At 66.0% G+C, this 13,098-nt stretch carries 15 protein-coding genes; 9 read left to right on the top strand and 6 right to left on the bottom strand.

The features are described from left to right. Window positions 1-523, bottom strand: a 523-nt coding sequence (locus JHD82_RS27055) for an enoyl-CoA hydratase/isomerase family protein (RefSeq protein WP_199139863.1), incomplete at its 3' end; no start/stop codon positions are given. Window positions 524-663: 140 nt separating this feature from the next. Here JHD82_RS27055 and JHD82_RS27050 point away from each other — a divergent pair. The 5 genes from JHD82_RS27050 (at window position 664) to JHD82_RS27030 (ending at window position 4,015) form a co-directional block, all read left to right on the top strand. Beyond that, window positions 664-1,491 (top strand): IclR family transcriptional regulator, encoded by an 828-nt coding sequence (locus tag JHD82_RS27050; protein WP_199139861.1) that lies wholly within the window; start codon window positions 664-666, stop codon window positions 1,489-1,491. Window positions 1,492-1,938: 447 nt separating this feature from the next. Further along, window positions 1,939-2,907 carry a tripartite tricarboxylate transporter substrate binding protein gene (locus JHD82_RS27045; protein ID WP_199139859.1) on the top strand — a complete coding sequence of 323 codons (969 nt, stop codon included), beginning with the start codon at window positions 1,939-1,941 and terminating at the stop codon, window positions 2,905-2,907. A 97-nt stretch (window positions 2,908-3,004) separates the two neighbouring features. After that, on the top strand, window positions 3,005-3,505 hold the full coding sequence (locus JHD82_RS27040) for a nuclear transport factor 2 family protein (RefSeq protein WP_199139857.1): 501 nt from the start codon (window positions 3,005-3,007) through the stop codon (window positions 3,503-3,505). Continuing rightward, window positions 3,501-3,629, top strand: a complete 129-nt coding sequence (locus JHD82_RS27035) for an SDR family oxidoreductase (RefSeq protein WP_307838123.1) — start codon at window positions 3,501-3,503, stop codon at window positions 3,627-3,629. The genes JHD82_RS27040 and JHD82_RS27035 overlap by 5 nt, the downstream gene beginning before the upstream one ends. Window positions 3,630-3,715: 86 nt before the next feature. Continuing rightward, a complete protein-coding gene (locus tag JHD82_RS27030) occupies window positions 3,716-4,015 on the top strand; it encodes a putative quinol monooxygenase (RefSeq protein WP_199139855.1) in 300 nt (99 codons plus the stop codon). 81 nt (window positions 4,016-4,096) lie between these two features. On the opposite strand, the gene JHD82_RS27025 is transcribed toward JHD82_RS27030, so the two are convergent. The 5 genes from JHD82_RS27025 to JHD82_RS27005 all read right to left on the bottom strand — a co-directional run bounded on the left by JHD82_RS27025 (window position 4,097) and on the right by JHD82_RS27005 (window position 8,471). Continuing rightward, the gene (locus JHD82_RS27025) at window positions 4,097-4,912 is read right to left on the bottom strand and encodes an SDR family NAD(P)-dependent oxidoreductase (protein ID WP_199139853.1); all 816 of its coding nucleotides are present in this window, start codon (window positions 4,910-4,912) and stop codon (window positions 4,097-4,099) included. 84 nt (window positions 4,913-4,996) lie between these two features. Beyond that, window positions 4,997-5,815, bottom strand: coding sequence for an enoyl-CoA hydratase/isomerase family protein (locus JHD82_RS27020; protein WP_199139851.1), 819 nt, complete (start codon window positions 5,813-5,815; stop codon window positions 4,997-4,999). Between the two features lie 17 nt (window positions 5,816-5,832). Then, window positions 5,833-6,987: a thiolase family protein gene (locus tag JHD82_RS27015; RefSeq protein ID WP_199139849.1), complete on the bottom strand. Its 1,155-nt coding sequence runs from the start codon at window positions 6,985-6,987 to the stop codon at window positions 5,833-5,835. Then, window positions 6,984-7,415 (bottom strand): Zn-ribbon domain-containing OB-fold protein, encoded by a 432-nt coding sequence (locus tag JHD82_RS27010; protein WP_199139847.1) that lies wholly within the window; start codon window positions 7,413-7,415, stop codon window positions 6,984-6,986. The genes JHD82_RS27015 and JHD82_RS27010 overlap by 4 nt, the downstream gene beginning before the upstream one ends. 69 nt (window positions 7,416-7,484) lie before the next feature. Further along, complete coding sequence (locus JHD82_RS27005; protein ID WP_199139845.1) at window positions 7,485-8,471, bottom strand: tripartite tricarboxylate transporter substrate binding protein; 987 nt, start codon at window positions 8,469-8,471, stop codon at window positions 7,485-7,487. Window positions 8,472-8,682: 211 nt separating this feature from the next. Here JHD82_RS27005 and JHD82_RS27000 point away from each other — a divergent pair, with 211 nt between their 5' ends. The 4 genes from JHD82_RS27000 to JHD82_RS26985 all read left to right on the top strand — a co-directional run. Beyond that, window positions 8,683-9,504 carry an IclR family transcriptional regulator gene (locus JHD82_RS27000; RefSeq protein ID WP_199139843.1) on the top strand — a complete coding sequence of 274 codons (822 nt, stop codon included), beginning with the start codon at window positions 8,683-8,685 and terminating at the stop codon, window positions 9,502-9,504. 37 nt (window positions 9,505-9,541) lie between these two features. Continuing rightward, on the top strand, window positions 9,542-10,687 hold the full coding sequence (locus tag JHD82_RS26995) for an acyl-CoA dehydrogenase family protein (RefSeq protein ID WP_199139841.1): 1,146 nt from the start codon (window positions 9,542-9,544) through the stop codon (window positions 10,685-10,687). A 39-nt stretch (window positions 10,688-10,726) separates the two neighbouring features. Beyond that, a complete protein-coding gene (locus tag JHD82_RS26990; protein ID WP_199139839.1) occupies window positions 10,727-12,868 on the top strand; it encodes an acetate--CoA ligase family protein in 2,142 nt (713 codons plus the stop codon). Beyond that, a partial coding sequence (locus JHD82_RS26985; RefSeq protein ID WP_199139837.1) for a CoA transferase occupies window positions 12,865-13,098 on the top strand: 234 nt, incomplete at its 3' end. The genes JHD82_RS26990 and JHD82_RS26985, both read left to right, overlap by 4 nt.

Genomic DNA, 13,098 nt, shown 5'->3' with positions numbered 1-13,098 from the left:
GGCCCATCGCTACGGCCTCCTCGCCACCAATGCGGCGCCCCGTGTAGAGCAGCGTTGCGGCCCGCTGAGCGCCGATCAGGCGGGGAAGCGTCAGGCTGAGTCCGAAGCCGGGATGAAAGCCCAGGCGATTGAAGTTGGCGCTGAAGCGTGCCTGCGGGCAGGTGATGCGGAAATCCGCCACCAGGGCCAGGCCGAGCCCGGCGCCTACCGCAGCCCCTTCCACCGCGGCCACCAACGGTTTGCGGTTGTGGAACAGTCGCATCGCCTGTTCGTAGAAAAGGGCCGGATCGATCTGCCTGCCGCTGTCGCTGACGCCATCGCCGAAGTCCGCTCCCGCACAGAAGGCATTGGCTGCGGACGAAAGAACCACGGCGCGGCATGCCGTGTCTTCGTCCAGTTGGAGCAGGGCGTCGGCCAGCCTGCGCATGACCGGGGGATCGACGTGGTTGTAAGGCGGTCTGGACAGGACGATGTGGGCGACGTGCCCATGGCGGCTGACCTGGATTTCGTGGCTCGTGCTCATTCAAGGCTCTCTTTGCTCGTCGCGCAGGCGAGGGGTTGGCATGCGACGGGATGCATCGCGCTGTGATCTCGTGCCATGAAGTGTTCAGGGAACCGTTTTGCGTGTCTATGATGCAATTTCGGACAACGAAATTGCTTGAGATGAATCCATCCTCGCCATCGACACGCAGAGTCACGAAGGACACAGGGCACTTCACCCGCTCCACGCAGGGCAGTCGCTCGCTGGAAAGAGGCCTGCTGCTGCTGCGCGAGTTCAGACTCGGCGCATCCAGCCTCACGAATGCGGATCTGGCCCGCAGGAGCGGCCTGCCGCGGCCCACGGTCAGCCGCCTGACGAGATCACTGGTCGATGGCGGCTTTCTGTCCTACGACGTGGAGCAGGGGGCCTATCAACTGGCTCCCGTGGTGCTCAGCCTGGCGGATGCGTTCCGCTTCGCGCATCAGGCCACGGAAGTGGCGGGCCCCTTCATGCGGGAGGTGGCGCAGGAATACCGGGTCAATGTGGGGCTCGCCGTGGCCGACCAGACGGAAATGGTCTACCTCATTGCGCTCAGGCACAGCCCGGACAGCACCTCCAGGTTGCGGCGGGTCACCACAGGCACGCGTATCCCCATGCACAGGACCGCGACTGGCCTGGCGTATCTGGCGGCGTTGCCGCCGGATGCGCTGCGATCCATCCTGGACATGGTCGTGCGTAGCGCAGGAGCCCGCGCCGGAGCCCGTGCCGCAACGTATCACCAGGAATTGATGGACACGGTCGCGCGCGTGAAGCGCCAGGGCTACGGTACGGCGGCCTACATGCCCGGCAATCAGGCGGTAGGACGTGCCCTGGTCGGCCCGGACCGCCAGCTCTATGTCACGAACATCAGCTTTGAAGCCCAGGCGCCGACATCCGCGGCCGAGATCAGGCAATACGCCAAGGTGCTCAAGGAGATGAATGAGGCCATCCAGACGGCCTGGCGGGCCTAGCTGGCCTGGTGGACCTGGCCGTGGCTGTCGCGCGTGAAGCGTTTGAGAAGGGGCCTTGGATATATCTACGGTATTTCGTAGGTATCAACGATTTTCATTCGGGAAAACAATGGGGAATGAGATTTTTCTTTCGGAAAGATCTCAATACGTCCCGTGTATCAAGGAATCCATGCATTGCATGTCTACGATATCTTGAAGTAATTTACGACTCGTCGTGATTTTTTCGAGAATTGGAGGCAGCATGTGTAGAGCTCTGCGGAATCCGCGTACCCCGAAATGCTTCAGGCGGCGGAGAGGTCTGGACGCGTTCACCCCATGGGTTGCGCGATGCACGGCCGGGCGTCTTCACGAGGCTTGGAGGCTCCACCTGGGGCCTTGGCGCCGGTGCATGGAGCACCTGCCGCCACGCGCAGAGCCACCGTATCTGCAGAGCAAGGAGACATGACCATGATCAACCGTCGCAGTTTTTCGGCGTCCATGGGTGCCCTGGCGCTTTCGCCCCCGGTGTTTGCGCAGGGCAGCTACCCGCAGCGCCCCATTACCCTGGTCGTTCCCTTCTCAGCAGGGAGCGTGGTGGACGTGCAGGCGCGCCTGGTTGCGAAGGCGTTGAGTGAGAACCTGGGCCAGCCCTTCGTGATCGAGAATCGGGTGGGAGTGAGCGGCTCCATCGGTGCCGAGTTCGTGGCGCGCGCGGCGCCTGACGGCTACACGCTCCTGGTCGGTACCCAGGGCACGCAAGGAACCAATAGCACTCTTTTCAAGAACATCCGCTATGACCCGGTCAAGGACTTCGTCGCCATCCATGGACTGACGGGGAACGCCAACGTGCTGGTTTCCCACCCGGGCCGGAAGTGGAAAACCGTCGCCGAAGTCATTGAGCTCGGCAGGCAGCAGCCAGGCAAGCTCAACTTCGGCTACGGTGGAAATGGCACGTCTGCCCACCTGTGCCTGGAGTTGCTCCAGACCCAGACCGGTGCGCGCTTCAACCAGGTGCCCTACAAGGCCAGCACCGCGGCCCTGGTCGATCTGATCGCGGGAAATCTGGACCTGCTGTTCGACTATGTCCAGACATCGAGGGCCCACATCCGCGATGGAAAGATCGCTGCGCTGGCGGTGACCAGCACCAGCCGCCTGGCCGTGCTGCCTGACGTGCCGACCATGGCCGAGGCCGGGATTCCGAGCGTGGTGGCCATGAACTGGGGCGGTGTCTTTGCGCCCGCACACACGCCAGCGCCCATCGTCCAGCGCTTGTCAGATGCCGTGGGCCATGCGTTGAATTCGCCCGAGGTCACCGCCTCTCTGGAGGCTGTGTCCAGCGTAAAGATGGGGATGCCGCACGAAGTGTTCCAGCCCTTCGTGGCGACCGAAGCCGCCAAATGGGCCGAGGTGATACGCAAATCCGGGGCGAGCCTTTGATGGGGGCCTGCAGGGGCTGCCTCATGAACAACTTCCGCCGCTTCCACCACTTCCGCCACTTCCGCCACTTCCGCCACTTCCACCAGGAGCCATCGCAATGACAGTCGCCCCCACTCAGGACCTCGCGGCCCTGCACAGCCAGATCCAGGCCATTGCGCAACGTATCGAGCGGCTGGACAGCATCGAGGCCATCCGCGCGCTGCGTGCCCGCTACCACGAGCTCGTGAACGAGGATGCAGGAGACCGCCTGTACGAACTGTTTGCACCGGACGCCGTGGTGGCCTATGGAGGGCGGGCCGAGGTGCGGGGCCAGGACCGCATTCGCGCCTTCTTTGCCTCGTTCCCGATCCAGGCGGCCCGGCAGTTCATTCACAGCCATGTCGTTCAGGTGCAGGGGGACCGTGGCACGGGATCCAGTTATCTGGATGGGCGGCCTGTGCGGGACGGCAAGAGTTTTTACGTGGTGGGGCGTTTCGACGACGAGTACATCCGGGTCGATGGCCAATGGCTGTTCCAGCGTGTCACCTTGAGCGTGCACTACATGATCGAGGCCTCCGAGCGCTGGGACCACCTCATCCCTCTTCAGGGGGCTCATTGATGCGCAGCGCCGAATCGCCGAGCCGCATGAAATCAAGGGGCTGGCGCTGCTGCTGGCGTCGCCGGCATCGAGCTACATGACGGGGGCCATCATTCCTGTCGATGGGGGCACCAGTGCGCGTTAGGCCGGACGCACTAGACCGGACGCATTAGGCCGGACTCATTCTTCTCTGCCTTTTTTCCAGCATCTGCCAACAGACCGGGGTACACCATGATCATCGTGACAGGCCATGTCATCGCTCGCAAGGACACGGAGGCCGCGGTGCAGCGGCTGGCTTTGGAACACGTTCTGCGCTCCCGCTCGGAGCCGGGTTGCGTGTCCCACGAAGTGAGCCGTGATGTGCAGCAGCCGCTGCGCTTCGTCTTTGTGGAGCGCTGGAGCGATATGGCTGCGCTGCAGGCCCACTTTCACCTGCAGGCTTCGCGGGATTTTGCGCAGTCCATGGCCGAGCTCAGTGAGGAGAGCCCGCACATCGCCATCTACCAGGCGGAGGCCATCCGCGCGCGCTGAGGACGGCCGCCGGGAGTGACGCCTGACCGCCAAGCGCCGCGCCGCAGCGGGCGCGGCGGGGCAAGACGGTCAGCGTCATCTTCAAACCATCGTGAATCCTCCGGAGACACCAATGGTTTGACCGGTGATGAACAGTGCGCGCTCGGAGGCCAGAAAGGCCACCACGCCCGAGATGTCGTCCGGGCGCGAGAGTCTGCCAACGCCCTTGGAGATGGGGTACAGGTTCACCATCTTTGCCAGCAGTTCGTTGTTCTGCACGGTGGCGTCGATATGCAGCGGTCCGTCCTTGATGCCTTCGTGCGACACGGCGCCCAACGCGATGGCGTTGACCGTGATCGAATGGCGGCCATGCTCCCGCGCCAATGCCTTGCCGAAGCCGGCGATGGCCGCCTTTGCGCCGGAATAGACGGCCATGTTGGCTTCGCCGATGCGGCCGGCCTCCGAGATGATGTTGACGATGCGCCCGCCCTTCCTGGCAACCATGCCGGGCAGGGTGGCCAGGCAGCAATGCATGGTTCCGTAGACATTCAGGTTGACGATCTTGGCCCAGTCGGCCATGGGCATGTCCAGGAACGCCGGCGTGCGGCCGCCTTTCTCGCGCCGCTCGGGAATGATGCCCGCGTTGTTGACCAGGATCTGCACCGGCGCGTCGAAGTGGTGCGCGGCGGTTTCGACCATTTGCTGGACCTGGTCAGCCTGGGTGATATCGGCCGCGGCGGCCAATGCCTGGCCTCCCTGTTCCTGGATTTCGCGGGCGACCGCCTGCGCACGCTCGGCAAACAGGTCGTTGACGACGACGCGTGCGCCTTCGCGGGCCAGTTCAAGGCAGATTTGCCGGCCCACGCCCTGGCCCCCGCCAGTCACCAGTGCCACTTGGGATTCGAGTCCGAGTTTCATGAAAGTTGTCCTTGGATGTAGATGTGCAGAGGGATGTGATGTGAAAGATGTGCGGCGGGACTTGTGAAGGCACGCCCTGGTTGTTCAGCGGCCGTGGAATACGGGTTTGCGCTTTTCCACGAAGGCACGCATACCCTCCTTGCGGTCCTCCGTGTCCACAAGCAGTGCGGCCGCATAGCGCTCGAATTCGAGGCCGCTGTCCAGGTCCGTCTGCATGCCGCGATTGACGGCGCGCTTGGCAAAGCACACGGCCAATGGCGGCATCTCCGCGATCTGCTGCGCCAGCACCAGCGTGGCCGGCAACAGCGCTTCGGGGGCCAGCACCTGGGTGACCAGTCCGTACTGCAGCGCCTGTTCGGCATCGATCTGGGCGGCCGTGAGCATCAGTGCCTTGGCGCGGGCTTCGCCGATCAGGCGCGGCAGCCGCTGCGTCCCTCCTGCGGCGGGGATCACGCCCAGGCGGATTTCGGGCAGGCCCAGCCTGGCGGACGCGGACGCCAGCCGCAGGTCGCAGCACAGCGCCAGCTCCAGCCCCCCGCCCAGCGCCACGCCATTGATGGCCGCCAGCACGGGTTTTTCAAACTCCTCGATATTGCGGAACAGCTCGTGCGTGGCTTTCTGGGCAAGAAAGAAGGCGGTGCTGTTGACCTGCTGGTCCGCACGCTCCTTGATATCGGCACCCGCGCAGAAGGCCCGGTCTCCGGTTCCGGTCAGCACGACCGCCCGGACGCGTTCGTCCGTGCGCGCCAGCTCGAAGAAGGCGCGGGCCAGGTCCGGCTTCATGCTGCCACCGAGCGTGTTCATGCGGTCAGGCCGGTTCAGGGTGATGATGGCCACCCTGTCGCGCACCTCGTAGATCAGCGTCGGCAGTTCGACGCGGTCAGGACAGCTGTTGCTTGTCATGCATCTCTCCTTGTGACTCAGGCACCGGGTGCCGAAAAAACGTGGGCAATGGCCACGGAACCGAGGCCGATCATGTGCGCCATCCCCCAGCGGGCAAGCGTGTGCTGGCGTTCACCGGCCTCGCCACGCAGCTGGCGCGTGATCTCGGCGATCTGTCCGATGCCGGTGGGCCCCAGCGGATGGCCCATGCCGATCAGCCCGCCCGAGGCGTTGATGGCGCAGCGTCCGCCGATTCGCGAATCGCCACGCTCCAGATAGGCCGCGCCCTCGCCCGGCTCGCAGACGCCGATGGCTTCGCTGTACAGAAGCTCCTCCACCGAGAAGGCGTCGTGCAGCTCCAGCAGGTCCAGCGTCTGGGCAGAGATGGCTGCCTGCGCCAGGGCCGCCTGGGCGCTGACGCGGACCAGGTCCACCGCAGCGGCGCCATAGGCGGTTTCCTCGGTCTCGCTGCACGCGGCAGAGGCACGCACGCGCACGCAGCGCGCCGGGTCCAGGCCCAGCCGGCGCAGCGCCCGGCCCGACACCAGCAGGGCAGCTGCCGCCCCCTCTCCACGGGGGCAGCACTGCTGCACGGTCAGGTCGCCTGCCACCTTGGGCGATGCCAGCACCTGCTCCAGCGTGCGTGGCTTACGGTATTGGGCGAAAGGGTTGAGCGATGCATTGCCATGGTTCTTCACGGCCACCTTGGCCATGGATGCGGCATCCGCCCCACGCTCACGCAGGTAGGTGCGCGCCATCATGGCGAACTTCACGGCCGGAATGGTGGCGGTCTCGCTCAGGCGTGCCAGGCCCTCCTTGTCGGCGGCGCGGCGACCGTCACCGTGCTTGTCCACGCCGACGGCCAGCGCCACATCACTGATGCCCGACGCAATCTCCATGCAGGCCTGGCGGAAGGCGAACGAGCCGGAAGCGGACGCGTTTTCCACCTGCGTGACCGCCAGTCCCGTGGCGCCCAGGTGCCGGAGCATGACCCGCCCCGTGGCCATGCCGATCGAGGTGGTGCCCACATAGGCGCTTTGCACCTGTGACCAGGACAGGCCCGCGTCGCCCAGCGCGGCACGCACGGCCACAAGGCCAAGATGGGTGTAGGGCGTGTCGCTGGGAAACTGGTAGGGATGCATGCCGATGCCGGCAACGTACACGCCGTCGTGAGGGTCCAGCCAGTGGCTCATGCTGCACCTCCTGCCTGGGCCGGTACGAAGCGGCAGTCGAATATCTCTGCCGAAGCCTGGGCAACAGCCACTGCGCGCAGCTGCATTCCGACGTGCAGCTGTGATTCATCCGACACGGCGATCACTCCCTCTTCCACCAGGCCATCGGCGATGCGGATGTCCCCGGCAATGCGGGGCGTCTGCAGACCGGGCAGCAAGGGCACGTGCAAGGTCACGAACTCCAGCAGCGTGCCGGCACCGGGCCGTGTCACGGTCTGCGCATCCTGCAGCGGATCACCGCAATGCCCGCAGCCGGGAACATTGGCCGGAAAGCTGAGCTTTGCGCAGGCCGGGCACTGCACGTACAGGAACTCCAGCGAGCGGCCGTCCGCCGCCAGCTGATAGAGGCTGGGATGCTGCGGCCGAAAGCCGCGCAGATCGTCTGTCATGTATGACTCCTTGGGAAATGGTCTGGAAAGCAATGGCCTGCAAGGCGTTTCGGCGGCCGGCCTGAGCCGTCAGTCGAGCCGGGCGCCCGAGCGCTGCACCACCTCGCGCCAGCGCGTCACTTCGGACTTCACGAACGCGGTGAGCCTGTCGCCGCGCATGCCGCGCATGGGCGTGCTGCCGTTCTTGTCTGTGACGGCCAGCACGTCGGGATCGACGATGGCCTCGCCCAGCGCATCGGCCAGGCGCTTGACGATGGGTGCCGGCGTGTGTGCCGCGACAAAGACGGCACTCCAGGCCACGGACTCGGCGCCGGGGTAGCCCAGCTCACCGACGGTGGGCAGCTCCGGTGCGCTGGCCAGCCTTGCCTTGCCTGTCACCGCCAATGCCTTGAGCTTGCCCGCCTGCACCAGCGGCATGACCACGGCGGCGTAGTCGAAAACCAGGTCCAGGTTGCCTGCGATGAGGTCGTTGAGCGCCGGGCTGCTGCCTTTGTAGGGCACATGGGTCATCTTGGTGCCCGTGGCGGACTGGAACAGTTCGGCGGTCAGGTGCGTGGCGGTGCCGGGCCCTGCCGAGCCGAAGTTCAGGCCTGCGGGATGGGCCTTGGCGTAGGCCACAAGCTGCGGCACGGTCTTGAAGGTGCGTGCGGGATTGATGGCCAGCACCAGGGGCGACTCCGACATGCCATGGACGGGAACGAAATCCTTGATCGGGTCGTAGCGCAAGTTCTTGTAGAGCGCCAGGTTGGCCGCCTGGGTGCCCTGCGTGCCGTAGATGAGGGTGTACCCATCCGCCGGCTGGCGCACGGCGTAGTCCACCCCGATGGAGCCGCCCGCGCCGGGCCGGTTGTCCACCACCACGGGCTGGCCGAGCCTGTCCCCCAGCTTTTGTGCCAGCAGGCGGGATGTGCTGTCCGTGATGCCGCCTGGAGTGAAAGGAACGATGAAGGTCAAGGGTTTGGCCGGCCAGTTGCCGGTATCGCCCGCCGCTGATGCGGCGCCTGCTGCCAGCAGTGCAAGCGCACTGCAGGCGATGGGTTTCCAGAAGGGCTTCACAGGCTTGTCTCCGGGTGGTTGTGAAAATTGTTTGCTTGAAATTTCTACGATGTGCCGTAGACTACTTCAAAACTTCGTAGATTTACAACCCCAGGAAAACCTCGTTCACCCGTTCCGGACAACCGGGCATAAACACACACATCTGCCGGAGAGGCAGCCGTATCCGAGCTTCGATATGATGGATCCGTACCTACGAAATATCGGAGATGACATGCCAACCACCGTTCCTGCTGCTGCCCGTACGATGACCTTGCTCGAAGTGTTCGCCCGTGAAAAGCGTGAACTGTCCAATTCGGACCTTGCCCGGCTCATGGACCTGCCCGAGAGCAGCTGCTCAGACCTCTTGCACACGCTTCACGAACTGGGATATCTGCTGCGCACCGCTCGCAGCCGGCGCTTCTATCCCACGGCCCGGTTGCTGGCCGTGGCCAGGGAGATCTCGGCCAGCGACCCGCTCTACGCAGTGGGTGCCGAGGCCTGCGAACTGCTGCGCGACAAGACGGGCGAGACCGGCCTGTGCGGCCGGCTGGAGAACGGCGTGGTCAAGGTGCTGGCGTTTACCGAAGGACGCCACCCTCTGCGCTACATGCAGAACGTGGGCGACAAGCTGGCACTGCATGTCTCTGCCCTGGGCAAGGCCGTGCTGGCCCTGGGCACGCCCGAGGAGGCGGCCCGCCAGCTGCGGCTCAAGCCGCTGCGCCCGCTGGCCAGCGGCACCATCACCGACCTTGCCGCGCTGGAGGCCCAGGTGGCGCAAGCGCGTGAACAGGGCTGGATCTGGGTTGAGAACGAGGGCAGCGACGGGCTCAGCGCCCTTGCGGTTGCGGGACTGGCCGGCGGCGAGCCGCTGGCCATTTCAGTCGCCGGCCCGACCGATCGCATGCGCGCCCAGCGCGCCCAGTGCCTGCAGGCGCTGCAGGAAGTCCACGCGCTGATGTTCCGCCAGCGCAAGGACGATGCAGCTTCCGAACACTCTGCAAGCCATGGCCCATCGCGGCGCATCGGCCGCAAGACACCGGCCTCTACGTCGTAGGGCCGATTTTTCCCATCCATACAACAGGAGACATTCCATGCACATTCCCACCGCCGACCAGGAGCTGTTGCGCGACAACATCCGCCGCTTCATGAAGGAGCATGTGGCGCCCGTCGTCGCCCAGCATGACCAGGCCCACACATTTCCGTTCGAGCTGCTCAAGCCGCTGTCGGAATTCGGCTACCTGGGCGGGCGCCTGTCCGAGGAGGAGGGGGGCATGGACCTGGACCAGATCACCTGGGCGCTGATGATGGAGGAGGCGGGCTACACCTGGCTGTCGCTGCGCACCATGCTCAACATCACCAACGCGGCCATCCACAAGCTCGCCGCAGAGGCGACGCCCGCGCAGAAGGAGCGCTTTCTCAAGCCTCTGCTGGCCAATGAGCGCAGGTGCTTCAGTGCCATCAGCGAACCGGGCACCGGCTCCAATATCGCCCAGGTGCAGACGCGGGCCGACCTGCAGGGCGACCACTATGTGCTCAATGGCCGCAAGCTGTGGATCACCAATGGCGCCTTCGGCGACTTCGGCATCGTCGTGGCCCGGACCTTCAGTCCCGACTGCCAGGGCCAGTTGTCCACCTTCCTGGTGGAGCGCGATGTCTCGCCCTACGAGATGCGCCGCGTGGAGACCATGGTGCTGCGCAGCACCGGCACCGCCGAGCTGGGCTTCGACAACGTCCGGATCCCGCGCGAGAACCTGCTGGGCACGGAGGGCGGGGCGCTCAAGAAAATGCTCATCGGCCTGGACAGCGCACGCGTGAACATCGCCATGGGTGCCGTGGGGGCCGCGCAATCGGCACTCGACCTGTCCATCGACTATGCGCGCACGCGCACCCAGTTCGGCAAGCCGATCGGCAGCTTCCAGCTGGTGCAGAAACTCATCGTGGACATGACCATTCGCGTCGAGGCGGCACGCGCGCTGGGCCTGCGCGCCGCCGCCGCGCTGGATTCGGGCAAGGACGCGCGTACCGCTGCCTCCATCGCCAAGCTCTACGCCACGGAGGCCGCGCACGAGGTGGCCAGCATGGCGCTGCAGGTCCATGGCGGGCTGGGCTATGCCACCGACTATCCCATCGAACGCATCTTCCGGGACACCCGTGGCGGCACCATCCCGGAGGGCACGACGGAAGTGCAGACGCTGATCGTCGGCCGCGAGATCCTGGGCATCTCGGCCATCGCCTGAGTATCCGACCCATCTGCGGACCCCATGAAAAGCGCCCCCATGCCGAACACCACACCCCACCTTGCGCCCTGCGACCTGTCGCGCCTCATCCGTCCCCGCTCCATCGCCCTGGTCGGCGCCTCCGACAGGCCCCAGAGCATCGGCGGGCGCACATTGGCCAATCTGATCGATCACTCGGCGCCGGTCGGCGAGCTCTACCTTGTCAACCCGACCAAGACCGAGCTGCGCGGCCGCCGCTGCTGGCCCAGCATCGCCAGCTTGCCCGAAACACCCGATGTGGCCGTGATTGCCGTGCCGGCCGCCAATGTCCTGGGCGTCGTGCAGGAGTGCGCGGCGCGGCGCGTGCCCTTCGCCATCATCCTGACCTCCGGCTTCGGAGAGGCCGGCGAAGAGGGCGAGCGCGCGCAAGAGCAGCTCAAGGACATTGCCGCGGCAGCCGGCATGCGCATCTACGGCCCCAACTGTCCTGGCCTGACCAACGTCAACCAGGGGCTGGGCATGACGTTCTCCCCTTCGTTCCCGCACGATCTGGTCAAGGGCCCCATCGGGCTGGCGACGCAAGGCGGCGGACTGGGCCGCAACGTCATGCAGGCCATGGAGCGCGGCATAGGCATTGGCCTGTGGGCATCCACCGGCAATGAGGTGGACCTGCAGGTGGCCGACTTCATCCAGTACATGGCGACAGCGCCCGACATCAAGGTCATCGTGACCCTGCTCGAAGGCATCAAGGATGGCCCACGCTTTCTGGCCGCGCTGCGCTGCGCTGCGGACAATGGCAAGCCCGTGATTGCGCTGAAAGTCGGCAAGTCGGAGTACGGGCGCAAGGCGGCGCAGTCGCACACGGCATCGCTCACCGGCTCGGCCGAGGTCAACAGCGCCGTATTCAAGCAATACGGCGTGATCGAGGTGGATGACATCGACGAACTGGTCGATACCGCCTGGCTGTTCGCCCGCGGGCTTCCCGGTGCGCAGGAGGGGATCGGCATCTACTGCTCGTCCGGCGGCACCGCAGCGCTGACCGCCGACGCCGTGGGGACGGCGGGCCTGACCCTGGCCGAGTTCGCCCCCGAGACCACCCGGGTGCTGCGGGAGCGGCTGCCCGACTATGCCGCCATCGGCAACCCCGTGGACACCACCGCCGCCATCCTCAGCGATGCCGAGCTGATCGAGCAGACGCTCGGCACGGTGGCTGCCGATCCGCATCTGGGCTGCGTCATCGCACCCATTGCGCTGGACTATGGCGAAACCACCATCCGCATGGCCCAGACCATCATCGCCGCGCAGCAGCGATGCCCTACGCCGATCGTGCCGATCTGGATGAGTGACCGCCTGGGCGAAGGCTACCGCCTGCTGGTTGCAGGCGGCTTTGCGCCACCGCGATCGGTGGGCAAGGCCGTCACCGCGATCCGCCGCTGGGTGGAGTGGGGGCGCTGGCAGCGCAGCGCTGCGGCCGTGGCGCTGCGCAACCTGCCTGCGCCCGCCGTCGCGCCCGTGCTGGCCCCCGGCCCCGTCGAAAGCCTGCCGGAATTCGAAGCCAAGCGGCGCCTGCAGCAAGCCGGCATCCGGCTGTTGCCGGCCGCCGTGGCCGGCAGCCGCAAGGAGGCGCGCCAGTTCGCCGACGCCATGGGCTATCCGGTGGTCGCCAAGATCGCGAGCGCCGACATCGTCCACAAATCCGATATCGGCGGTGTGTGCGTGGGCCTGGAAGACGGCGCCGGTGTGGAGGAAGCCTGGGATCGCATCATCGCGTCGGTGGCATTGCACAAGCCGGACGCGGCCATCGACGGGCTGCTCATCGAGAAGATGGCTCCAGGCGGGGGCATCGAGCTGATCGCGGGGGTCACGCGCGATCCCGTCTTCGGCCATGTCATGACCTTCGGGCTGGGCGGCATCTACGTCGAAATCCTGCGGGACGTCACGCGGCGGCTGCTGCCGCTCACGCCGGACGATGCCGCCAGCATGGTGCGCGAGATGCGCTGCTTCCCCCTGCTGGCAGGCGCGCGCGGCCGGCCACCGGCCGATATCGCTGCCCTCCGGCAGCTGCTGCTGGCCGTGTCGGATTTCGTGATGGCCCATGCCGACCGCCTGGAGGAGATGGACCTGAATCCGATCTGGGTCGGGCCGCAGGGCCAGGGCGCCTTTCCGCTGGACGCCGTGATCCTGGAACGGAGCGGCACATGAGCGCGATGGCCCCGCCGCTGGCCGGCGTCACGGTCATCGACTTCAGCGAGTTGCTTCCCGGCCCCTTCTTCACGCAAAGCCTGGCGGAGATGGGCGCGCGCGTGATCAAGATCGAGCGCCCGCCCCATGGCGACAACGCACGCCGCATGGGGCCGGGCGGCTTCGATGCGGTCAACCGCGGCAAGCTCAGCTTGCTGGCCGACCTGAAGGACGAGGACCAGCGCGTGCGC

Origin of the sequence: Delftia sp. ASV31 (assembly GCF_016428765.1) — a bacterium.
GTDB classification, from domain to species: Bacteria; Pseudomonadota; Gammaproteobacteria; order Burkholderiales; family Burkholderiaceae_C; genus Comamonas; species Comamonas acidovorans.
This window is presented reverse-complemented; position numbering and strand designations above follow the sequence as displayed.